This is a genomic window from Pseudomonas sp. G3-19 (genome assembly GCF_054855875.1).
Genome location: NZ_JBMPIQ010000003.1, coordinates 4455616 through 4476261 on the forward strand (window position 1 = coordinate 4455616; position 20646 = coordinate 4476261).

Consider the following 20646-nt stretch of genomic DNA (forward strand, 5'->3'; position numbering starts at 1 on the left):
CGAGGGAGCTTGCTCCCGCCGGGCGGTAGATATGACGCGTTTCAGCAATGAGAACGCGTCGACAAATTTGCGGTAGCTGCGCTACCGATCGGGGATGAATCCCCTGTGGCGAGGGGATTCGTTCATGGCGGTCAGGCTGCGGCGGGGCGCAGCGAGTAGGTTTTCAGCTGGTCGGCAAATTCACGCAGGGACTGGATGCCGCTGGCTTCGGCCTCGTGCACCCATTCCTTGATGGCGGCGAGCATGTCGTGGCCATTGGCGCTGGTCTTGACCCAGATCTGCTGCAGGGCCAGACGTTTCTCGTAAATGACCTTCAGCGCCTGGCTGTGCTCGAGCATGTTCTGGATGCGCAAGTGATGACGGTCTTCCAGCAGGCTGGTTTCCCGCGACAGCAGGCGCTTGGCCCGATGGAATTGATGACGTACCGAATGATCGACCTTGTCCAGCTCCTGCTTGACCAGCGGGCCGATCACCAATTTGCGGTACTGGGCCATGATCTGGAAGCGGTTGTTGAGGATCGCCATGGCGGTGTCCATGTCCAGATGGCCCTTGCCTTCGACGCGGTGGGCAATCGGTGCCACACGCTGCACTTTGGCCAGACCGAAGAAGCTGAAGACCTTGATCCACGCCCAGCCGAGGTCGAACTCCCACTTCTTCACCGACAGCTTGGCCGAGTTGGGGTAGGTGTGATGATTGTTGTGCAGTTCTTCGCCGCCGATCAGGATGCCCCACGGCACCAGATTGGTCGCCGCGTCGCGGCATTCGAAGTTGCGGTAGCCGATGGCGTGACCCAGACCGTTGACCACGCCGGCCGCCCAGACCGGGATCCACATCATCTGGATCGCCCAGATGGTGATGCCGATGGTGCCGAACAGCAGCAGGTCGATGACGCCCATGATCGCCACGCCCAGCAACGGGTAGCGGCTGTAGAGGTTGCGCTCGATCCAGTCTTCGGGGCAGTTCTTGCCGTAGATGCGCAGGGTCTCCGGGTTCTCGGCTTCGGCGCGATACAGCTCGGCGCCTTTGCGCAGCACGGTGGACAGACCCTTGATGACCGGGCTGTGCGGGTCATCTTCGGTTTCGCATTTGGCGTGGTGTTTGCGGTGGATGGCAGTCCACTCGCGGGTGTTCTGCGCCGTGGTCAGCCACAGCCAGAAACGGAAAAAGTGTTTCAGGCCGGCATTCAGCTCCAGCGAGCGATGGGCCGAGTAACGGTGCAGATAGACCGTGACGGCGACAATTGTCACGTGGGTCATCAGCAGGGTGACCGCGACCAGAGACCAGGCCGACAAGCCAAGAAAACCTTCGTACCACATAGGCTATAGGGCCCTCGATAAAGATAAAAACAGCCGTTGCATTATCACCAAGCACACAGATAAAACCAGTCGCCCTTTCAGATAAGAGTCGCTGGATGTTTCTTGACCTATAATTCCAGCCTTTTTTGTAGGGACATGGACAGCCGAATGCCTGCCACTTACCGCGATGCCTTGCGTGCAGCGCTGCTCTACCTGTTGCTTGCTGTGGTCTGGCTGCAGGGAACTGGTTACTTATTGAACAGTTTCTTTGATGAGTCTGTCGATCTGCAGCGATGGCAACTGATCAACGGTTACGTCTGGGCTGCCGTCAGCGCTGGCCTGATTTTCCTGGCACGGGCCAGATTGTGCGAATTTCTCGGCATTGGTGCGCGGCTACGCGAGCGTCAGTCCGACCGTGAACGCCTGCGTCAGGCGGCAGCGGTGTTCGATTGCACCCGCGAAGGGGTGCTGGTCACCAATCATCAGGGCCTGATCGTGCACGTCAACCGTGCGTTCATGGAAATCACCGGCTACCAGTACGACGAAGTTCTCGGCCATCAGCCAAGCCTGTTCAAGTCCGGCCACCATCCGCCGGGCTTTTACCAGGCGATGTTCGCCACGCTGGAGAGCGAGGGCGAATGGAGCGGTGAGATCTGGAACCGACGCAAGAGCGGCGAGATTTATCCACAGTGGCAGACCATCCGCGTGATTCACGATGATCAGGGCCGGCTCAGTCACTACGTGGCGGTATTTTCCGACATCAGTGCGATCAAGGACTCCGAACACGAACTCAAGCACCTCGCCCATCACGACCCGCTGACCGACCTGCCCAATCGCCTGTTGTTCAGCGACCGCGCCGAGCAGGCGCTGGCCTCGGCGCAGATCCACAAGCGTGGCTGCGCCCTGCTGATGATCGATCTGGATCACTTCAAGATGATCAACGACAGCCTCGGGCACAACGTCGGCGATCGCCTGCTCAAAGCGGTGGCGGCGCGCCTGCAGGACCTGTTCGGCCCCGGGATTACCCTGGCACGGCTCGGCGGTGACGAATTCGCGGTGCTGGCGGAAAGTTGTCCACAACTGGTTCAGGCAGCGGCGCTGGCCCAGCGCATTCTCGATGCGCTGAAGGAACCGTTCAGCATCGAGCGGCATCAGCTGTTCATCAACGCCAGTATCGGTATCAGCCTGTTCCCCAGTGATGCATTGAGTGCCGATCAATTGCTGCGCAATGCCGACGCCGCGCTGTTCAAGGCCAAGAGCAGCGGCCGAAACGGCTACGCGCTGTACACCGAAGAGTTGACCGCCCATGCGCAGCAACGGGTCGAGATTGCCTTCGAGCTGCGTCGCGCGCTGGAGCAGCAGGAGCTGCGCGTCTATTACCAACCGGTTCACGATTTGCACAGCAGTCGCCTGATCGGCGTCGAAGCGCTGGTGCGCTGGGAGCATCCGCAGCGTGGTCTGGTGTCACCGGCGGAATTCATCCCGATTGCCGAGCGCACCGGGCTGATCGCCGAAATCGACGCCTGGGTGATGCGTCAGGCGTGTTCGCAGATGTGTCAATGGCAGCAGGCCGGGATTGTGTTGTCGTTTGTCGCGGTGAATGTGTCGTCGCGCCTGTTTGCCCGGCGTGAGCTGTATCAGCAGGTGGCGCAGGTGCTGCACGAGACCGGGCTGGATCCGGCGTATCTGGAGCTGGAAGTCACCGAAAGCGCGGTGATGGATGACCCGGAAGTGGCGCTGGAACAGATGCATCGCTTGCGTGAGTTGGGCATTCGCCTGGCCATCGATGACTTTGGCACGGGGTACTCGTCGTTGTTGCGGCTCAAGCGCTTGCCGGTGCAGAAGCTCAAGATCGATCAGGGTTTTGTCGCCGGTCTGCCGTGGGACGAGGATGACGCAGCCATCGTTCGGGTGATCGTCGCCCTGGCACGCAGCATGGGCATGCAGGTGCATGCCGAAGGGATCGAGCAGGCCGAGCAGGCGGCGTTTCTGCTGGAGCAGGAATGTGATCTGGGGCAGGGGTACTGGTTTGGGCGGCCGGTGCCGGCGGGGGAGATTGATTGGACCAGAGCTCCTGTTATCGGTTAGCAGTCCTGTTATGGCTGACACAAAACCTGTGGTGAGGGGATTTATCCCCGATGGGTCGCGCAGCGGCCCTAAAAAACAGGGACTGCTACGCAGTCCATCGGGGATGAATCCCCTCACCAAAAGGTTTCATACAGGCTTCAAACTCGGGGAACACCGCGCAAACCCTTGCCCCGTCAGATAATGTTTTCTAGTTATATAAACATTCTTAAATAGTCTTTTTAAGAATATCTGCGCCTCTCTTATATTGCTCCCACGCCGAACGCAGTGCCGCCCACTGCCAGGCACATCCCATTCAAAGGAGCAGCACCATGAGCGCATCCCTTCGCAGCGTTGACGGTCAGGACGAAACCACCATCTTGCGTGAAATCCAGAGCGCCCTGCGCGATCTGCGGTTTGGCGCGGTGGAGATCACTGTGCACAACGCCCAGGTCGTGCAGATCGAACGCAAAGAGAAATTCCGTTTGCAGCAGCCGGGTAACAAGCCGAGCTGAAAAAGATCGCAGCCTGCGCCAGCTTTTGCAGGGGGCTGTGCGCAAGCGCTGGCGCAGGCGGCGATCTTTGAATGAGCAACCCGATTCCAGCAACACATAAGAAAAAGCCACCACCAAGAATTCCAGGAGCTTTCACCATGTCGTCGATTCGCCGTTACGCTTTGGCCGCGCTGGCCAGTGCTGTGTTTGCCGGTTCCGCGGTTGCCAAGGATTACGAACTGCTCAATGTGTCGTACGACCCGACGCGCGAGCTGTATCAGGACTACAACGCCGAATTCATCAAGTTCTGGCAGAAGGATCATGCCGGCGACACCGTGAAAATCCAGCAATCCCACGGCGGTTCGGGCAAGCAGGGCCGGGCGGTGATCGACGGTCTGCGTGCCGACGTCGTGACCCTGGCCCTGGCCGGCGACATCGACGAAATCGCCAAGCTCGGCAAGACCCTGCCGGCCGACTGGCAGAAGCGTCTGCCGGACGCCAGCACCCCGTACACCTCAACCATCGTGTTCCTGGTGCGCAAGGGCAACCCGAAAGGCATCAAGGACTGGGGCGACCTGGTCAAGAACGACGTTTCGGTGATCACCCCGAACCCGAAAACCTCCGGTGGTGCACGCTGGAACTTCCTCGCCGCGTGGGCCTATGGCCTGAAAGCCAACGGCGGCAGCGAAGAAAAAGCCAAAGAATACGTACAGACCCTGTTCAAGCACGTTCCCGTGCTGGACACCGGCGCCCGTGGCTCGACCATCACCTTCGTCAACAATGGTCAGGGTGACGTGTTGCTGGCCTGGGAAAACGAAGCGTTCCTGGCACTGAAAGAAGATGGCGGCGCCGACAAGTTCGACATCGTCGTGCCGTCGCTGTCGATCCTTGCCGAGCCACCGGTGGCCGTGGTCGACAAGAACGCCGAGAAGAAGGGCAACGAGCAGATCGCCGAAGCCTACTTGAAGCACTTGTACAGCCCGGCCGGTCAGGAGATCGCCGCGAAGAACTTCTACCGTCCGCGTGACAAGGATGTGGCGGCGAAGTACGCCCAGCAGTTCCCGAAACTGGAACTGGTGACCATCGACAAGGACTTCGGCGGCTGGAAATCCGCACAACCGAAGTTCTTCAACGACGGTGGCGTGTTCGACCAGATCTATCAGGCGCAGTAATCTGCTCCACAATGAGCCTGAAGTTTAGGCACTTGAGATGTGGGAGTGAGCTTTTGTGGTGAGGGGATTCATCCCCGATGGGTTGCGCAGCAGCCCCAATGCCGACCTTTGCGGTGAATCAAATCTACCGCGAACTCTGGTTTTGCGACTGCTTCGCAGTCGGTCGGGGATAAATCCCCTCACCACAGGGCTTGCTCCCACATTGGTGCGTTCAGCGGAATGCTTTTTAACCAAGGACTTTTATGTCGCGTCGTATCTCCCCCGTCATACCCGGCTTCGGGCTGACGCTGGGCTACACCTTGGTGTACCTCAGCCTGATTGTGCTTATCCCGCTGGCGGCGATGTTCGTCCACGCCGCCCAACTCACCTGGGATCAGTTCTGGACGATCATCACCGCGCCACGCGTGCTGGCAGCGTTGAAGCTGAGCTTCGGCACCGCGCTGTGTGCGGCGATCATCAACGGCATCATCGGTACGCTGCTGGCCTGGGTGCTGGTGCGCTACACCTTCCCCGGGCGCAAGGTGATCGACGCGATGATCGACCTGCCGTTCGCCCTGCCGACGGCGGTGGCCGGTATCGCCCTGACCGCGCTGTACACCCCGACCGGTCTGGTCGGCCAGTTTGCCGCCGACCTCGGTTTCAAGATTGCCTACACGCCGCTGGGCATCACCCTGGCGCTGACTTTCGTCACCCTGCCGTTCGTGGTGCGCACGGTGCAGCCGGTACTGGCTGACATTCCCCGTGAAGTCGAAGAGGCCGCTGCCTGCCTTGGCGCGAAACCTTTGCAGGTGTTCCGCCATATCCTCTTGCCAGCGCTGTTGCCCGCCTGGTTGACCGGTTTTGCCCTGGCGTTCGCCCGCGGTGTCGGTGAGTACGGCTCGGTGATTTTCATCGCCGGCAACATGCCGATGAAAACCGAGATCCTGCCGCTGCTGATCATGGTCAAGCTCGATCAATACGATTACACCGGCGCCACTTCCATCGGCGTGCTGATGCTGGTGGTTTCCTTCGTCCTGTTGCTGCTGATCAACCTGTTGCAGCGGCGCATCGAAACCCCATAAGGAGGCGCGAACATGTCCCAATCGTCTATTGCGGCCGCGTCCTCGGCCAACGCTGCACGCCGTGGCAGTGCTACTTCACGGCGCGTGCTGATCGGTCTCGGCTGGCTGATCTTTTTCCTGTTTCTGGTGCTGCCGCTGTTCATCGTGGTGTCGCAGGGTTTGAAGAACGGCCTCGGCGCGTTCTTCACCGCGATCTTTGAACCGGACGCCTTGTCGGCGCTGAAACTCACGGTGATCGCGGTGCTGATTTCGGTGCCGCTGAACCTGGTGTTCGGGGTCAGTGCCGCGTGGTGCGTGAGCAAGTATTCGTTCCGTGGCAAGAGCATGCTGGTGACGCTGATCGACCTGCCGTTCTCGGTGTCGCCGGTGATCGCCGGTCTGGTCTACGTGCTGATGTTCGGCGCCCAAGGCCTGTTCGGGCCTTGGCTGCAGGATCATGACATCCAGATCGTCTTCGCCCTGCCGGGCATCGTCCTGGCGACGATCTTCGTCACCGTGCCATTCGTGGCCCGCGAGTTGATCCCGCTGATGCAGGAACAAGGCACGCAGGAAGAGGAAGCCGCGCGCCTGCTCGGCGCTAATGGCTGGCAGATGTTCTGGCATGTCACCGTCCCCAACATCAAGTGGGGTCTGATCTATGGCGTGGTGCTGTGTACCGCGCGGGCCATGGGTGAGTTCGGTGCGGTGTCGGTGGTCTCCGGGCACATTCGCGGGGTGACCAACACCTTGCCGCTGCACGTCGAGATCCTCTACAACGAATACAACCACGTGGCCGCGTTCGCCGTGGCGAGCCTGTTGCTGATCCTGGCGCTCTTCATCCTGCTGCTCAAGCAGTGGAGCGAAAACCGTATCAACCGCCTGCGCGCCAGCGCCGCGGAGGAATAATTCATGTCGATCGAAGTGCGTAACGTCAGCAAGAATTTCAATGCGTTCAAGGCGCTGGACAACATCAGCCTGGACATTCACAGCGGTGAACTGGTGGCGCTGCTTGGCCCGTCCGGCTGCGGCAAGACCACGCTGCTGCGGATCATCGCCGGCCTGGAGACCCCGGATCAGGGCAACATCGTGTTTCACGGCGAAGACGTCTCCGGCCACGACGTGCGTGATCGCAACGTCGGTTTCGTGTTCCAGCACTACGCCTTGTTCCGCCACATGACGGTATTCGACAACGTCGCGTTCGGCCTGCGCATGAAACCGAAAAACCAGCGCCCGAGTGAAAGCCAGATCGCGACCAAGGTCCACGAACTGCTGAACATGGTGCAACTGGACTGGTTGTCGGATCGCTACCCGGAACAACTGTCCGGTGGTCAGCGTCAGCGTATCGCCTTGGCCCGTGCCTTGGCGGTGGAACCGAAAGTGCTGCTGCTCGACGAGCCGTTCGGCGCTCTCGACGCCAAGGTGCGTAAAGAGCTGCGCCGCTGGCTCGCGCGCCTGCACGAAGACATCAACCTGACCTCGGTGTTCGTGACCCACGACCAGGAAGAAGCGATGGAAGTCGCCGACCGCATCGTGGTGATGAACAAGGGCGTGATCGAGCAGATCGGCTCACCGGGCGACGTCTACGAAAACCCGGCCAGCGATTTCGTTTATCACTTCCTCGGCGACTCGAACCGCTTGCTGCTCAGCGATGACAACCATGTGCTGTTCCGTCCGCACGAAGTGTCGTTGTCCAAGCATGAACTGGAAGATCACCACGCCGCTGAAGTGCGTGATATTCGCCCATTGGGCGCGACCACGCGGGTGACGTTGAAGGTGGAGGGGCAGACGGATCTGATCGAGGCTGAAGTGGTGAAGGATCACGACAGCCTGATCGGACTGGCCAAGGGTGAAACGCTGTTCTTCAAGCCGAAGGTCTGGCAGAAAGTCGCCGGCCTCTAAAGTCAAAAGCTTCGCGAGCAGGCTCGCTCCCACCTTTGGAACGTATTCCATTGTGGGAGCGGGCTTGCTCGCGAAAGCGGCCTATACAGCCGCGCGATTCGGATTGACCCGCACCACCCCCGCCCGCGCCTCGATCTGCTCTTTCAACTCATGGCGCATGCCGAGCAGGAACGCCACTTCCGCCACCACAAACAGCGGCCCGACGATCAGCCCGCTCACGTCATCGACAAACGCCGGTTTGCGCCCCTCGTAGTGGTGCCCGACAAACTGGATTACCCAGCCAATCACAAACATCGCCAGCCCGCTGCTCAGCCAGACCATGGTGCTCTGCTGCGCCAGCGCATGCCCGGCCCAGACCGACAGGCCCATCAACAGCGTCATCAGAACGCCCAGCTTCAGTTCCAGGCGCAGGTAGAACCACGCCGACGCCAGCGCCAGCAGCACCGCGGGAGAGATCCACAAGCCGCCCAGTGACCATTCTGGTCGCGACAGCAACACCGCCACCGCCACCACGATCAGCGGAATGCCGATAAAGTGGCTGGCGATGTTGCGCGGGTCGCGGTGGTAGGCGGCGTATTGACTGAGATGGTCGACGAGGCTTTTCATTGTTGTTCCTCCTGTAGGGTGCGTGCAGCATGCCTCGGGTTCGGCGTTCGCTCTGTCAGGCAGGCGACAATTGGGAGTGATCATGGATAAGCGTTCACGGCTGCTGACCGGGCAATGGTTCAGTCATCTGCCGGCATCCTTTCAGGATAGTCTGTTGGCGGCGGCCCGGGAGCGGCGGCTGACGGCGGGGCAGCGCCTGTTCCAGCGCGGTGATCCGCCCTGCGGCCTGTACGCGGTGCTCGACGGCGCGATCCGAATCGGCGCGGTGAGCGAGCAGGGCAAGGAGGCGTTGCTGAGCCTGGTGGAGGCGCCGCACTGGTTCGGCGAAATCTGCCTGTTCGACGGCCAGCCACGCACTCATGATGCGTATGCGGTCGGGCCGTGCACCCTGCTGAATATCCCGCAGGCCACGCTGCTGAAAATCCTCGACGAACAGCCGGTGTACTGGCGCCATCTGGCATTGCTGATGAGCCACAAACTGCGCCTGACCTTTATCAATCTCGAACAGTTGAGCCTGCTGCCGGCCCCGGCACGCCTGGCGCATCGTTTGCTGATGATCGCTGAGGGCTACGGTGAAATCGATGCGCCACGTCGGGTGCTGCAACTGCCGCAAGAGCAGTTGGCGTCGATGCTGTCGCTGTCACGGCAGACCACCAACCAGATCCTCAAGGATCTGCAGGGGCAGGGGATTATCGGGTTGGGGTATGGCGAGATCGAGATTCTCGATGCCGAGCGATTGCGCGCTCTCGCCACACTCTAAAATTTCACACCGATCCATTGCTGGAGTGGGCCTCTGTGGTGAGGGGATTTATCCCCGATGGGGGGCGCAGCCGCCCCCAACCTGTGATGAAGTCCGGCGACTGCTACGCAGTCGATCGGGGATAAATCCCCTCACCACAAGGCTCATTCCTACAGGGGAAACATGTGTGGCTTACGAGCCGCGATAGGTCGAGAACCCGTAAGGGCTGAGCAGCAGCGGGATGTGGTAGTGCTGGTCAGTCTGCTTCACTTGGAAAATCACCGGAATCTCCGGGAAAAACGTCTCGCGCTTGTTCTTCTCGAAATACTCGCCGGTCTTGAACACCACCCGGTATTCGCCCGCCTCGAAAGGCTGCTTGGCCGGGAACAGTTCGGCGATGCGCCCCTGTTCGTTGGTGGTGCCCTGAGCCAGTGGCTGCCAGTTCTGGCCGACGTGTTTTTCCAGGGTCACGTTGACGCCCGGGGAGGGCAGGCCGTTTTCCAGGTTGAGCACGTGCACGCTCAGCGGGTTGCCGGCGGCCAGCGCCAGGCTGGAGAAGGCACTCAGGCCGAGTGCGGCGAAGGTCATGCGCAGGGTGGTCATGGTCAGTCTCCTTATTGGGAACGGGTCAGGGTCAGGCCGGCCTTTTCGGCGGCCTTGATGGCACAGTTTTCGTCCTGCTCGCCGCCGCCGGAGCCGGCCACGCCCATGGCGCCGACCAGTTCATCCGCGGCGAACAACGGGATCCCGCCGCCGAGCAACAGCAGCTCATCGAGGGTGTTGAGGTTGGCGGTTTCCGGATTGCTGCGGGCGCGCTCGGCGAACAGCCGGGTCGGGGTTTTCGTCGACAGCGCGGTGTAGGCTTTGCGCTGGCTGGCAGCGGTGTTGTGCGGGCCGATGCCGTCGCCGCGCAGGGTTACCAGCAAGTTGCCGCCACGGTCGAGCACCGATACCGTGGCGGTGCAATTGCTCAGCGCGGTGTCGGCCAGCAGGCGTGCGGTTTTCAGATCGAGGTCAGCGTGGCGCGGCAGTTCAGGGGCGGCGAAAACACTGACGCTGAGGCCGAGGGCAAGGCTGGCTGCAAGGTATTTGACGGTCATGAACAGGCTCCGAAAGCGAAGGACATCACCTTAGCCGCCGCTCTTCGTCAGAACCCCGTCAGTCGGATTACAAGTTTGTAATGGGCAATCGGGCCGAAGGCGCCTAGCCTGTGTGCCTGATCAATCGAGGTGTGCCATGCGTTTGCTGGTCGTAGAAGATGAAGCCAAAACCGCGAATTTCCTGGCCAAGGGCCTGGGCGAGTCGGGTTTTGCCGTGGACGTGGCGCTCAATGGTCTCGATGGGCGCTATTTCATCGAGCAGCAGGAATATGACCTGATCATCCTCGACGTGATGCTGCCGGGCCTCAATGGCTGGCAGCTGCTGCAACTGATCCGCCAGCGCGGCGCCACGCCGGTGCTGTTCCTCACCGCCAAGGACGCCATCGAAGACCGCGTGCGCGGCCTCGAACTGGGCGCCGATGATTACCTGCTCAAACCCTTCGCCTTCGCCGAATTGCTCGCGCGGGTGCGCACGTTGCTGCGGCGCGGGCCGCTGCGCGAGGCCGAGTCCTACAGCATCGCCGACCTGGAAATCGACGTGCTACGGCGTCGGGTCAGTCGCGGCGGTCAGCGCATTGCCCTGACCAACAAGGAATTTGCCTTGCTGCAATTGCTCGCCAGCCGTCAGGGCGAAGTGCTGTCGCGCACGCTGATCGCCTCGCAGGTGTGGAACCTGAATTTCGACAGCGACACCAACATGGTCGAAGTTGCAGTGCGGCGTTTGCGGGCCAAGGTCGATGACCCGTACATGCCGAAACTGATCCATACCGTGCGCGGGGTCGGCTATCAGCTGGAGGCGCCCGACGATGCGGTCTAGGTCGATCGCCTGGCGTCTGGCGCTGGCGTTCGCTGTGGTTTGCGCGTTGGTGTTGAGTGCGATCGGTGTGTTTCTCTACCGCTCGCTCGACTCGGAAATCGCCTACCGCGACGACCTCGCGTTGCTCGGCCGTCTGGAGCAGGTGCGCGCCTTGCTCGCCGACAGTGACAGCCTCGGCGCCTTGCAGGCGCGGCCACGTCTCTATCAGAACATGCTCGGTAACCTCGACAGCCTGCTGTTGGTGCGGCGGGCCGATGGCTCGAACGTGATTGCGATCAACCCGCGCCAGCGCGAGCTGCCGCCATTGAACGCAATCGCACGCGAGCAAACGCCGCAGCGTCGCGATGTGCTGACCTGGCAAGCGCCGGACGGCGCCGAGCTGGCGCTGTTGTCCGGTGAAGCCCAAGGGCCGAACGGCGAACCGCTCACCGTGATCGCCGGCAAGGTGCTTACTGAGCGTGAACAGATGCTCGCCAGTTATCGCCTGCGCCTGTACCTGGCCGTCGGGCTTGGCGCGTTGCTGGCGTTCGCGCTGGGCCTGGTTTTGCTGCGCCGTGGTCTGCAACCGTTGCGCCAGTTAAGCGCGGCGGTGCGCGGCATTGATCTGCGCAGCCTCGACCAGCGTCTGCCCGCCAGTGGCACCCCCGCCGAACTGCTCGAACCGGTGCAGGCGCTCAACGGCATGCTCGCGCGACTGGACGACAGCGTGCAGCGGCTGTCGCAGTTTTCCGCCGATCTGGCCCACGAGATCCGCACCCCGTTGCACACCTTGCTTGCCAGCAACGGCCAGGCGTTGAATCACCCGCGCAGCACGGCGGAGTATCAGGAGCTGCTGGCGTCGAACATGGAAGAATTCGAACGCCTCAAACGCATGGCCGAGAACCTGATGTTCCTCGCCCGCGCCGAACAGGCGGAGCGTGCGCTCGACTTGCGCACGCTGGATCTGCACAGCGTCGGCAGCGAGCTGTGCGATTACTTCGAAGCCTTGGCCGATGATCGCCAGTTGCGCCTGGAAAACCGGCTGCACGGCGAACTGTTGGCCGATCAGCAACTGCTGCAACGTGCCCTGGGTAATCTGCTGGCCAACGCGGTGCGTCATGCCGATGAAGGCACACTGATCAGCCTGCGCCGCCACGATGAGCCGGGCGTGTGCTGGTTACAGGTACACAACCACGGCCCGGTGATTGCGCCAGAACATCTGGGCAAACTGTTCGACCGCTTCTATCGCGTCGACCCTTCACGGGCGCAGCCTGGGGATTCCGGTGGGCTGGGGCTGGCGATCGTGCAGTCGATCATGCTGTTGCATGGCGGGCAGGTCAGGGTGAGCAGTGATGCGAGTGGCACAGTGTTTGAGTTGGGTTTTGTCCTGAGCCAATGATGCGCCGTGCAAGTATTCTGAAACTCAGCTAGAGTTTGGTGACTAATGCATCACATGTGATGCATTTCATTGATTTATCTATAAATGCATCGTAAACAGTGCAGGTTTGCGCAATGGAACAGATCGGCGAAGTGATCAGAAGTTTGCGTAAGGCGCGCAAACTCTCCCAGCAGGCACTGGCTCAACAATATGGCATGAGCCGCGCCACCATCTCGGGGATCGAAAACAACACGGTCTCCGAAATCGGCCTGCGCAAGGTTGAGGCGATACTCAACGGCTTCGGTTACGAGCTGGTTGCCGTTCCCCGGAAGTCCAATCGCCCAACCCTCGACGCTCTGCAAAAAGTGAATTTCCATGACTGAAACGCCGGACAGGTTGCAAATCCGTGTAGGTGAGCAGGTGGTCGGGACGCTGGGGCGCGGGCAGATTCGCGACGACAGCGTGTTCAGTTACCGCGAAGACGCCAGCGCTGACAATGCGGTATCGCTGACGATGCCCACTCGCCTGGACAGCTATGGCTGGGAACATGGCATCCACCCTGTCTTCGAGATGAACTTGCCCGAAGGCGCGCTGCGTGAGGAGTTGATGCGGCGCTTCAGTAAAGCCGTGCGTGGCTTCGATGATTTTGCTTTGTTGGCTATCGTCGGCCCCCATCAGCTCGGCCGTCTGGCAATTGCCAGCGCACCGGCGACTGATCAGCCTCCGGCAACATCCCTCAGCGATCTGCTGGTGCACGATGGTGCTCAGGGACTGTTCGAAGACCTGTTACAGACCTATGGTCAGTATTCCGGAGTGTCAGGCGTGCAGCCCAAAGTGCTGGTGCGTGACAGCGCTGCCGCGATTGATCGCCTGACTCATCGGGGCGCGACTCATCTGGTCAAGGCCTTTCGCGCCGAAGAGTATCCGCAGCTGGCAACCAATGAATATTTCTGTATGCGGGCGGCACAGCACTGCGGCCTCGAAGTGCCAACATTCGAGCTCAGCGAGCGCGGCAAATTTCTGGTGGTCGAGCGTTTTGACCTGAGCGATTCGGGGTACCTCGGTTTCGAGGATTTCTGTGTACTGAACGGGTGGCCGTCGAAAGCCAAATACGACGGTTCCTATGAAGGTGCCGCGCGGCAGATCAAGGCATTTGTTTCGCCGCAGTTGCTGGGCTCTGCCCTGGAAGCGTTTTTCAAGATTGTCGCGTTGTCTGCAGGGCTGAAAAACGGTGATGCGCATCTGAAGAACTTCGGCGTGCTTTACGAAGATTGTGCAGAGCAGTCATCCGTCAGGCTCGCGCCGGCGTACGACATCATCACAACGTCGGTTTATATCAAGAGCGACAGCATGGCGCTGCTGCTGGGCGGTTCAAAAGCCTGGCCCAAGTACAAGATGCTGGTGCGGTTCGGTCGTACGGCATGCAACCTGACCGAGGCGCGTTGCAACGAATTACTGCAACAAGTGGCTCACGGCATGCAGATGGCGATCGAGGAAATGGCCAGACACTGCCGCAAGTACCCCGATTTTGCCGAAGTAGGCGAGGCGATGATCGAACAGTGGACTTCCGGCCTGCAACGCAGCTTGATCAAGGGCTGATGTTCAGCGCAACTGATCGCGAAACTGCCCCGGCGTCATCCCCGTCCAGCGCTTGAACGCGCGGCTGAAGCTGCTGGTGTCGGCAAACCCCAGCAGGTAACTGACTTCACTCAACGAACACTGCGGATCGCGCAGGTGCAGCAGCGCGAGGTTTTCGCGGCTCTCGTTGAGCAGCGTGTCGAAGCGACAGCCCTCATCCGCCAGATGCCGTTGCAGGCTGCGCAGGCTCAGGTGCAAGGCCTGGGCGATGCGTTCGGCGCTGGGTTCGCCTTCCGGCAGTTGCTCCTCGATGGCATCGCGCACCTTGCGCTCCCAGGTCAGCGGCTGGAGTTGGGCCATCGTGCGCTTGAGCACCGCTTCGTTGTGTTCGGCCAGTTCCGGGTTGGCGTCGTCGAGGTGGCTGTCGAAGTCGGCGAGGGCAAACTCCAGGCGATCTTCGGCGCAGGAGAAATGCACCGGAGCGCGGAACACTTTGTGCCACTGATGCGCATCGGACGGTTCCGGGCGGCGCAGGTACACCGCCAGCGGCGCGTAATCGCGACCCAGGCGATTGCGGCAGGTACGCACGTAGATCGCGGCAAAGGCATCGATGGCTTCGAAGGCCGGCGCCGGATTGCCTGACGGAATTTTCAGACGAAACAGATAGCGGTCATCGCTGCGGCTCAGCTCCAGTTCCAGTGCATCGCTGACCACCGGGTGATAACGCACGATGCGCTCGAATACCTCACGCAGGCTGCCGCTGGCCACCAGCGCGTAACCCAGCGCATGGAACGTGGTCGGGCTGACGAACCGCGACACTCGCAGGCCGATCGCCGGATCGCCGCTGAACTGTACTGCCAGTTGCCACAGACGCGTGGTGCCGGACAACGGATAACGCGCGTTCGGGTCGTCCATCAACTGCGGATCGAGCCCGGCCTGTTGGCACAGGCCGAGACTGTCCAGCCCCAGCGCATCGAGCTGCTTGCGCAAGGCACGGGTCCAGCTGGCGAGAGAGGTCGGTTCCTTCATGCTGATTGGCGCTTCCGGTCAACAGGTTGGCGTTCACGGCTACCATCAATAAAGCTTTCGCAAGGCAGGATGCGAACATCAATAACCAGAGGATGGAAGCATGGACCGTACTTCTGCAAGTCCCCCGCGACACAATGCTGCCCAGCGATCAGCGCATATTCGCGAAGTGGTGCTGGCCAAGGGCGTCGAGTTGCGTCAGCGCTACCCGATTTTGCAGCACCAGGACGCCCTCGGCGCGGGGATTCTGGCCTTTGCTCTGGCCGGGATGATCGGTTCGGCGACGCTGTACATCACTGGCCACATGGCGTGGTGGGTATGCCTGTTGCTCAACGCGTTTTTCGCCTCCCTGACCCATGAGCTGGAACACGACCTGATCCACAGCATGTATTTCCGCAAGCAGCGCGTGCCGCACAACCTGATGATGGGCCTGGTGTGGCTGGCGCGGCCGAGCACGATCAACCCGTGGATCCGCCGCCATCTGCACCTCAATCACCACAAGGTCTCCGGCACCGAAACCGATATGGAAGAACGCGCGATCACCAACGGCGAACCGTGGGGTTTTGCGCGGCTGCTGATGGTCGGCGACAACGTGATGTCGGCGTTCATCCGCATGCTGCGGGCCAAGACCTGGGCGCACAAAATCAACATCATCAAACGCACGCTGAAGGTCTATGCGCCACTGGCGCTGGTGCATTGGGGGGCGTGGTACGTGTTCCTCGGCTTTCATGCGGCGAATGGCATTGCCTACCTCATGGGTTCGCCGATTGAATGGTCGGCGACCACGCTGTCGGTGATGCAGATGATCGACATCGCGGCGGTGGTGATCATCGGCCCGAACGTGCTGCGCACCTTTTGCCTGCACTTCATCAGCTCGAACATGCATTACTACGGCGACATCGAGGCGGGCAATGTGCTGCAGCAGTGCCAGGTGTTGAACCCTTGGTGGCTGTGGCCGCTGCAGGCGTTCTGCTTCAACTTCGGCAGCAGCCACGGGATTCATCATTTTGTGGTGAAAGAACCGTTTTACATCCGGCAGCTGACCGTGCCGGTGGCGCATAAGGTGATGCGTGAGATGGGCGTGCGCTTCAATGATTTCGGTACGTTTGGGCGGGCGAACCGGTTTGTTCGTCGGGATGAAGTGGTAGCGGAGGAGGCGCGTACGGCTCAGGCTTGATGGTGAATTTGCGGGCCTCTTCGCGAGCAAGCCCGCTCCCACAGGGGAACGCATTTCAACTGTGGGAGCGGGCTTGCTCGCGAAGGCACCGGATCAGGCAACCTCAATCCGGCTGAAATGGCGAAGCACTGAGAATCACCCCGGTCTCCTCCACATACTGCTGCCAATGCCCGATCAGGGTGCTGAGCTTGTCCGGCTGACTCGACGCCAGATCATGAATCTCACCCGGATCGCTGCTCAGGTCGTAAAGCTGCCAGGTCGCCGGCCCCACCGGCCCGGGGATCCACACGGCTTTCCACGACCCTTGGCGAATTGCCCGCCGGCCAAACAACTCCCAACCAGTCACGGTGTGTTCGTCATGCACCTGCGCCGTCTCGCCAGACAAAAAGCCCAGCCATGATTTACCGCGCAGCGGCGCCACCGGTTTGCCGTGCCATTGCTTGCCCGGATGGCGCACGCCGGCCAGATCGAGAATGGTCGGGGTAATGTCCATCACCGTGCCAAAGCCGTGGCTGATCTGCCCTTTGATCGGCAGTTGCGGATAGTGCAGCAGCGCCGGTACGCGAATCCCGCCTTCGGTGGTGAACGCCTTGAACAACCGTGACGGTGCGGTCGCCACCTGCGCCCAGCTCGGCCCGTACCACACGTAGGAATTGGCGCGGCCGATGTTGTCGAGGCTGTTGTCGTAATGCTGATTGAGGTAGGTCAGCAGTTCCGGGCCGAACTTGGGAAACGCCTCCAGCAGTGCGCCCTCGGCACCGTTGTCGGACATGAACAGGATGAAGGTGTTATCGAGTTGGCCCTGCTGGCGCAGGTAATCGACCACCCGGCCGATGTTCCAGTCCATGCGCTCGACCATGGCCGCGTAGACCTCCATGGCCCGCGCGGAAATCTGCCGTTGCTCATCACTCAGCGAGTCCCATTGCGCATTCAGTTGAATCAGCGGATGCGGCTCGACATCCGGCTCGATCAGGCCCAGCGCCTTGAGTTTTTCCAGGCGCTCCAGACGCAAGACTTCGGGACCGGCGTCGTAGCGACCACGGTATTTTTCGACGATGTCGGCCGGTGCCTGCAACGGCCAGTGCGGTGCGGAGAAGGGCAGATAAGCGAAGAATGGCCGGCTCTGATCGCGCTCCTTGAGATACTGCAGCAGCTTGTCGCCGAAGGCGTCCGACGAGTAGAAATCCTTGGGCAGCTCATCGATAAAGGTGTCGTCTTCGATGTACAGCGCCGGAGTCGATTTCAGCAGGCCAGGGGTGTGTTCATCGTAGGTCGGCTCGAAACCATAGTGGTTGGCCGCACCCGGCAGCAACGAAAACGAACGCTCGAAACCGCGGGCCTGCGGCGCCAGTTCAGCAGTCAGGCCGAGGTGCCATTTGCCGCTCATCAAGGTTTGATAACCGGCCTCGCGCAGCAGCTCGGGCAGGGCCACAACGCGGTCGTTGAGGTAGCCTTCGTAACCCGGTTTGCCGATCAGCTCCGGGGTCAGCGCTTCGGCCATGGTGCCGATGCCGGCGATGTGGTGGTCGGTGCCGGTCAGCAGCATCGAGCGGGTTGGCGAGCAGGTCGGTGCGGTGTGGAAATCGGTCAGGCGCAGGCCGTTGTTGGCCAAGGCATCGAGGTTCGGCGTGGCGATTTCGCCACCGAACGCGCCGATGTCGGAAAAGCCGAGATCGTCGGCCAGAATCACCAGAAAGTTGGGGCGTTGCGGCATCGAAAAGCTCCTCTCAGCAGGCAATGAACGACAGCGGCAGATCGCGGATCTGGACCGGCAGGCTCGGTTGGTAATGGTCGTCACTGGTCAGTTCGTGCAGCAGCTCTTCACGCAACTGATGGAAGTCGAAACTGCTGCGCTGACGCGGGTGCGGCAGGGCGATATCGACCACTTGCTTGATCCGCCCCGGACGCGGCTCCATCACCACCACGCGGTCGGCCAGAAAGATCGCTTCTTCGACGTCGTGGGTGACGAGGATCGTGGTGATTTTTGCCCGGTCGCGGATCGCCAGTAGTTCGTCCTGCATCTGCTGACGGGTCAACGCATCAAGGGCGCCGAACGGTTCGTCGAGCAGCAGGATCCGTGGGCTGGCGACCAGTCCGCGAGCAATCGCCACGCGCTGGGCCATGCCGCCGGAGAGCTGGTGCGGATAGGCGCGGGTGAAATCGTGCAGGCCGACCAGATCGATGAAATCGTTGATGCGCTGCTGCTTTTCGGCGGTGCTCAGCGGCTCGTTGACCAGGCCCAGACCGATGTTGTCGGCCACCGTCAGCCACGGGAACAGCCGATGCTCCTGAAACACGATGCCGCGCTCGCCGCCGATGCCGCTGACCGCTTTGCCATCGACGCTGATCTGCCCGCGAAACTGCGTATCCAGACCCACCAGCAAACGCAGCAAGGTGGATTTGCCGCAACCGCTGGACCCGACGATGGCGACAAATTCGCCCTCGGCGATGTCGAGGTTGAATTCGCGAATCGCCTCCAGTTCGAAACCGTCGACGTCGAAGGATTTGCCTACGTGGGTGAAGCTGACAATCGGTGCGTTCATGCGTGTCTCCAGCGAGTAGCGCGAATTTCCAGGCGTTGGCCGATGAGGTTGAGCAGGGCGCCGGTGAGGCCGACCAAAAGCATCGCGGCCATGATCAGGTCCATGCGCAGCAGTTGTTGGGCGCCGATCATTTGGCTGCCGATGCCGCCGTTGGACGGCATGAAATATTCGGCGCCGATGGTGCCGAGCCAGGCGTAGATCAGACTCAGGCGCAGCCCGGCGAAAATCCCCGGCGCCGCACCCGGCAGCACCAGACGACGCAGGCGCTGGCCGAGGCTCAGGCGCAGCACCTGCGCGGCTTCGTTGAGTTGTGGCGAGAGGTTGGCGACGCTGCGCTGGGTGGCGATGAACAGCGGGAAAAACGCGGCGAGGGCGACGAACACCCACTTCGCCAATTCACCCAATCCGAACCACGCGGTGAGCAGCGGCACCCAGGCGAAAATCGCGATCTGGCGAATGGCGGCGAGAGTCGGGCCGAGCAGCCGTTCGCTGGTGCGCGACAGACCCAGCAACAGGCCGAGGGCGAAACCGAGTCCGCCGCCCAGCAGCAACCCGCCAAGGGTACGACCGAGGCTCAAGGCCATGCCGCTGATCAGCGTGCCGTCGAGCAGACCGTTCCTGGTCGTTTCCAGTACCGCCAGCGGGCTGACCAGGATGTTCGCATCGACCCACTGCTGATCGCTCGCCACTTGCCAGACGCCAATCAGGCCCAGTGGCAACAGCCACGGTTGCAGCCGCTGCCAGCCTTCATGGCGCGGGCCACGACGGATTTCCGCAGTCGCCGGGTGCGGCCAGTGCACCAGTTTGCGGTCGAGAAAACCGATGCCGCGATCCATCGCGACACCGAGCACACCGATGACGACGATGCACACGAACACGATGTCGAGCATGAACAGTTGCCGTGCCCAGACCATCAGGTAACCGATGCCTTCGCTGGACGCCAGCAGCTCCACCGCCAGCAATGAAGTCCAGCCGGCGGCCAGGGCCAGACGTACGCCGGCCATGAACGCCGGCAGCGCGGCAGGCAACACCAGACGCCGGATCAGCAAGTACGACGGCAGGCGCAGTACGGCGGCGGCTTCGCGCAGTTTCGGTTGCGCATCACGAACGCCGACCAGGGTGTGCAGGGTCACCGGCACCACGATGGCCTTGATCAGCACCACCAGTTTCAGCACTTCGCCGATGCCGAAAAACACCATGAACAGCGGAATCCACGCCAGCGTCGGTACCTGTGCCAGACCGGCGAACGTCGGGAAGACCAGGCGTTCGAGACGCCGGCTGAAGCCCAGCGCGGCACCCAGCAGCGCACCAGCTGAGATCCCTGCCAGCAAGCCCCAGAGCAGACGTTGCAGGCTGATCCACAAATGACTCCACAACTCGCCCTGGGACAGCTCGATGGCGCTGTTCCACACCAGCGATGGCGCCGGCAGGATCTGCTCGCTCATCCATTGATTGCGTGCGGCCAGCCACCACAGAGCGAACAGGCTGATCGGCAACAGCCATGGCAACAGACGTTGGTTGAGGCTCGGCCACGCGCGCCGGCTTTTCAGAGGTGGCGCGGGCAGCGGCAGGCTGAGCAGGGAATCACGGGCCATGGGTGACCTCCGTTGTCGGGTTGCATGGCGAACCGCTGTGCCTGTGTGGGAGTGGGCTTGCTCACGAAGACGGAGTGTCAGGCACCGATGATGGTGAATGACACGGCCTCTTCGCGAGCAAGCCCGCTCCCACAATTGGCTAGC

General features: G+C 61.4%; 20 protein-coding genes. 12 read left to right on the forward strand and 8 right to left on the reverse strand.

Features of this window, described 5'->3' with window-relative positions; translation table 11 throughout:
- Positions 1 to 131: 131 nt before the first annotated feature.
- Complete coding sequence (gene desA, locus ACOYXI_RS20400) at positions 132 to 1316, reverse strand: delta-9 fatty acid desaturase DesA (protein ID WP_027611144.1); 1185 nt, start codon at positions 1314 to 1316, stop codon at positions 132 to 134.
- A gap of 147 nt (positions 1317 to 1463) precedes the next feature.
- Between desA and dibA the strand changes: the two genes are divergently transcribed.
- The 6 genes from dibA to ACOYXI_RS20430 all read left to right on the forward strand — a co-directional run bounded on the left by dibA (position 1464) and on the right by ACOYXI_RS20430 (position 7964).
- Complete coding sequence (gene dibA / locus ACOYXI_RS20405; protein WP_134785155.1) at positions 1464 to 3383, forward strand: phosphodiesterase DibA; 1920 nt, start codon at positions 1464 to 1466, stop codon at positions 3381 to 3383.
- A 308-nt stretch (positions 3384 to 3691) separates the two neighbouring features.
- Positions 3692 to 3874: a sulfur starvation response protein OscA gene (gene oscA / locus ACOYXI_RS20410; protein ID WP_003220508.1), complete on the forward strand. Its 183-nt coding sequence runs from the start codon at positions 3692 to 3694 to the stop codon at positions 3872 to 3874.
- Positions 3875 to 4011: 137 nt separating this feature from the next.
- On the forward strand, positions 4012 to 5025 hold the full coding sequence (locus tag ACOYXI_RS20415) for a sulfate ABC transporter substrate-binding protein (protein ID WP_027611146.1): 1014 nt from the start codon (positions 4012 to 4014) through the stop codon (positions 5023 to 5025).
- A gap of 242 nt (positions 5026 to 5267) precedes the next feature.
- Positions 5268 to 6086: a sulfate ABC transporter permease subunit CysT gene (cysT, locus tag ACOYXI_RS20420; RefSeq protein ID WP_027611147.1), complete on the forward strand. Its 819-nt coding sequence runs from the start codon at positions 5268 to 5270 to the stop codon at positions 6084 to 6086.
- 12 nt (positions 6087 to 6098) lie between these two features.
- On the forward strand, positions 6099 to 6971 hold the full coding sequence (gene cysW, locus ACOYXI_RS20425; RefSeq protein WP_003220512.1) for a sulfate ABC transporter permease subunit CysW: 873 nt from the start codon (positions 6099 to 6101) through the stop codon (positions 6969 to 6971).
- A 3-nt stretch (positions 6972 to 6974) separates the two neighbouring features.
- Entirely contained in the window at positions 6975 to 7964 is a 990-nt protein-coding gene (locus tag ACOYXI_RS20430) for a sulfate/molybdate ABC transporter ATP-binding protein (protein WP_025113397.1), read from the forward strand.
- Positions 7965 to 8045: 81 nt separating this feature from the next.
- Here the strand turns inward: ACOYXI_RS20430 and ACOYXI_RS20435 are convergent, their stop codons facing one another.
- The gene (locus tag ACOYXI_RS20435; RefSeq protein WP_098966608.1) at positions 8046 to 8570 is read right to left on the reverse strand and encodes an Mpo1 family 2-hydroxy fatty acid dioxygenase; all 525 of its coding nucleotides are present in this window, start codon (positions 8568 to 8570) and stop codon (positions 8046 to 8048) included.
- A gap of 82 nt (positions 8571 to 8652) precedes the next feature.
- Here ACOYXI_RS20435 and ACOYXI_RS20440 point away from each other — a divergent pair, with 82 nt between their 5' ends.
- A complete protein-coding gene (locus tag ACOYXI_RS20440; RefSeq protein ID WP_003220518.1) occupies positions 8653 to 9330 on the forward strand; it encodes a Crp/Fnr family transcriptional regulator in 678 nt (225 codons plus the stop codon).
- 171 nt (positions 9331 to 9501) lie between these two features.
- On the opposite strand, the gene uraH is transcribed toward ACOYXI_RS20440, so the two are convergent.
- Both uraH and ACOYXI_RS20450 read right to left on the reverse strand, forming a co-directional pair.
- Positions 9502 to 9912: a hydroxyisourate hydrolase gene (gene uraH / locus ACOYXI_RS20445; protein ID WP_097086822.1), complete on the reverse strand. Its 411-nt coding sequence runs from the start codon at positions 9910 to 9912 to the stop codon at positions 9502 to 9504.
- A gap of 11 nt (positions 9913 to 9923) precedes the next feature.
- Positions 9924 to 10409, reverse strand: coding sequence for a GlcG/HbpS family heme-binding protein (locus ACOYXI_RS20450; protein ID WP_134785157.1), 486 nt, complete (start codon positions 10407 to 10409; stop codon positions 9924 to 9926).
- 136 nt (positions 10410 to 10545) lie between these two features.
- On the opposite strand from ACOYXI_RS20450, the gene ACOYXI_RS20455 reads away from it, so the two are divergent.
- The 4 genes from ACOYXI_RS20455 to ACOYXI_RS20470 all read left to right on the forward strand — a co-directional run bounded on the left by ACOYXI_RS20455 (position 10546) and on the right by ACOYXI_RS20470 (position 14182).
- Positions 10546 to 11226, forward strand: a complete 681-nt coding sequence (locus ACOYXI_RS20455; protein WP_027611153.1) for a heavy metal response regulator transcription factor — start codon at positions 10546 to 10548, stop codon at positions 11224 to 11226.
- Positions 11216 to 12604, forward strand: a complete 1389-nt coding sequence (locus ACOYXI_RS20460) for a heavy metal sensor histidine kinase (RefSeq protein WP_223008394.1) — start codon at positions 11216 to 11218, stop codon at positions 12602 to 12604. Before ACOYXI_RS20455 ends, ACOYXI_RS20460 begins: the two co-directional genes overlap by 11 nt.
- A gap of 113 nt (positions 12605 to 12717) precedes the next feature.
- On the forward strand, positions 12718 to 12966 hold the full coding sequence (locus ACOYXI_RS20465) for a helix-turn-helix domain-containing protein (protein ID WP_103368632.1): 249 nt from the start codon (positions 12718 to 12720) through the stop codon (positions 12964 to 12966).
- Entirely contained in the window at positions 12959 to 14182 is a 1224-nt protein-coding gene (locus tag ACOYXI_RS20470) for a type II toxin-antitoxin system HipA family toxin (RefSeq protein WP_134785160.1), read from the forward strand. The genes ACOYXI_RS20465 and ACOYXI_RS20470 overlap by 8 nt, the downstream gene beginning before the upstream one ends.
- Before the next feature lie 3 nt (positions 14183 to 14185).
- Here ACOYXI_RS20470 and ACOYXI_RS20475 read toward each other — a convergent pair whose 3' ends face one another.
- On the reverse strand, positions 14186 to 15190 hold the full coding sequence (locus tag ACOYXI_RS20475) for an AraC family transcriptional regulator (RefSeq protein WP_007963478.1): 1005 nt from the start codon (positions 15188 to 15190) through the stop codon (positions 14186 to 14188).
- A gap of 100 nt (positions 15191 to 15290) precedes the next feature.
- On the opposite strand from ACOYXI_RS20475, the gene ACOYXI_RS20480 reads away from it, so the two are divergent.
- The gene (locus ACOYXI_RS20480; RefSeq protein WP_098966615.1) at positions 15291 to 16364 is read left to right on the forward strand and encodes a fatty acid desaturase; all 1074 of its coding nucleotides are present in this window, start codon (positions 15291 to 15293) and stop codon (positions 16362 to 16364) included.
- Between the two features lie 103 nt (positions 16365 to 16467).
- Here ACOYXI_RS20480 and ACOYXI_RS20485 read toward each other — a convergent pair whose 3' ends face one another.
- From ACOYXI_RS20485 to ACOYXI_RS20495, 3 genes are read right to left on the reverse strand one after another with little or no spacing between them, the layout of a single operon-like run.
- Complete coding sequence (locus ACOYXI_RS20485) at positions 16468 to 18078, reverse strand: arylsulfatase (protein WP_223008395.1); 1611 nt, start codon at positions 18076 to 18078, stop codon at positions 16468 to 16470.
- Between the two features lie 13 nt (positions 18079 to 18091).
- Positions 18092 to 18907 (reverse strand): ABC transporter ATP-binding protein, encoded by an 816-nt coding sequence (locus ACOYXI_RS20490; RefSeq protein ID WP_139053629.1) that lies wholly within the window; start codon positions 18905 to 18907, stop codon positions 18092 to 18094.
- Entirely contained in the window at positions 18904 to 20502 is a 1599-nt protein-coding gene (locus ACOYXI_RS20495) for an ABC transporter permease (protein WP_223008396.1), read from the reverse strand. The genes ACOYXI_RS20490 and ACOYXI_RS20495 overlap by 4 nt, the downstream gene beginning before the upstream one ends.
- Positions 20503 to 20646 lie beyond the last annotated feature (144 nt).

What these genes read in the sequence shown, in the direction of transcription:
- desA (WP_027611144.1), bottom strand. Translation starts at nt 1,316, where the DNA reads ATGTGGTACGAAGGTTTTCTTGGCTTGTCGGCCTGGTCTCTGGTCGCG.
- dibA (WP_134785155.1), top strand. Translation starts at nt 1,464, where the DNA reads ATGCCTGCCACTTACCGCGATGCCTTGCGTGCAGCGCTGCTCTACCTG.
- oscA (WP_003220508.1), top strand. Translation starts at nt 3,692, where the DNA reads ATGAGCGCATCCCTTCGCAGCGTTGACGGTCAGGACGAAACCACCATC.
- ACOYXI_RS20415 (WP_027611146.1), top strand. Translation starts at nt 4,012, where the DNA reads ATGTCGTCGATTCGCCGTTACGCTTTGGCCGCGCTGGCCAGTGCTGTG.
- cysT (WP_027611147.1), top strand. Translation starts at nt 5,268, where the DNA reads ATGTCGCGTCGTATCTCCCCCGTCATACCCGGCTTCGGGCTGACGCTG.
- cysW (WP_003220512.1), top strand. Translation starts at nt 6,099, where the DNA reads ATGTCCCAATCGTCTATTGCGGCCGCGTCCTCGGCCAACGCTGCACGC.
- ACOYXI_RS20430 (WP_025113397.1), top strand. Translation starts at nt 6,975, where the DNA reads ATGTCGATCGAAGTGCGTAACGTCAGCAAGAATTTCAATGCGTTCAAG.
- ACOYXI_RS20435 (WP_098966608.1), bottom strand. Translation starts at nt 8,570, where the DNA reads ATGAAAAGCCTCGTCGACCATCTCAGTCAATACGCCGCCTACCACCGC.
- ACOYXI_RS20440 (WP_003220518.1), top strand. Translation starts at nt 8,653, where the DNA reads ATGGATAAGCGTTCACGGCTGCTGACCGGGCAATGGTTCAGTCATCTG.
- uraH (WP_097086822.1), bottom strand. Translation starts at nt 9,912, where the DNA reads ATGACCACCCTGCGCATGACCTTCGCCGCACTCGGCCTGAGTGCCTTC.
- ACOYXI_RS20450 (WP_134785157.1), bottom strand. Translation starts at nt 10,409, where the DNA reads ATGACCGTCAAATACCTTGCAGCCAGCCTTGCCCTCGGCCTCAGCGTC.
- ACOYXI_RS20455 (WP_027611153.1), top strand. Translation starts at nt 10,546, where the DNA reads ATGCGTTTGCTGGTCGTAGAAGATGAAGCCAAAACCGCGAATTTCCTG.
- ACOYXI_RS20460 (WP_223008394.1), top strand. Translation starts at nt 11,216, where the DNA reads ATGCGGTCTAGGTCGATCGCCTGGCGTCTGGCGCTGGCGTTCGCTGTG.
- ACOYXI_RS20465 (WP_103368632.1), top strand. Translation starts at nt 12,718, where the DNA reads ATGGAACAGATCGGCGAAGTGATCAGAAGTTTGCGTAAGGCGCGCAAA.
- ACOYXI_RS20470 (WP_134785160.1), top strand. Translation starts at nt 12,959, where the DNA reads ATGACTGAAACGCCGGACAGGTTGCAAATCCGTGTAGGTGAGCAGGTG.
- ACOYXI_RS20475 (WP_007963478.1), bottom strand. Translation starts at nt 15,190, where the DNA reads ATGAAGGAACCGACCTCTCTCGCCAGCTGGACCCGTGCCTTGCGCAAG.
- ACOYXI_RS20480 (WP_098966615.1), top strand. Translation starts at nt 15,291, where the DNA reads ATGGACCGTACTTCTGCAAGTCCCCCGCGACACAATGCTGCCCAGCGA.
- ACOYXI_RS20485 (WP_223008395.1), bottom strand. Translation starts at nt 18,078, where the DNA reads ATGCCGCAACGCCCCAACTTTCTGGTGATTCTGGCCGACGATCTCGGC.
- ACOYXI_RS20490 (WP_139053629.1), bottom strand. Translation starts at nt 18,907, where the DNA reads ATGAACGCACCGATTGTCAGCTTCACCCACGTAGGCAAATCCTTCGAC.
- ACOYXI_RS20495 (WP_223008396.1), bottom strand. Translation starts at nt 20,502, where the DNA reads ATGGCCCGTGATTCCCTGCTCAGCCTGCCGCTGCCCGCGCCACCTCTG.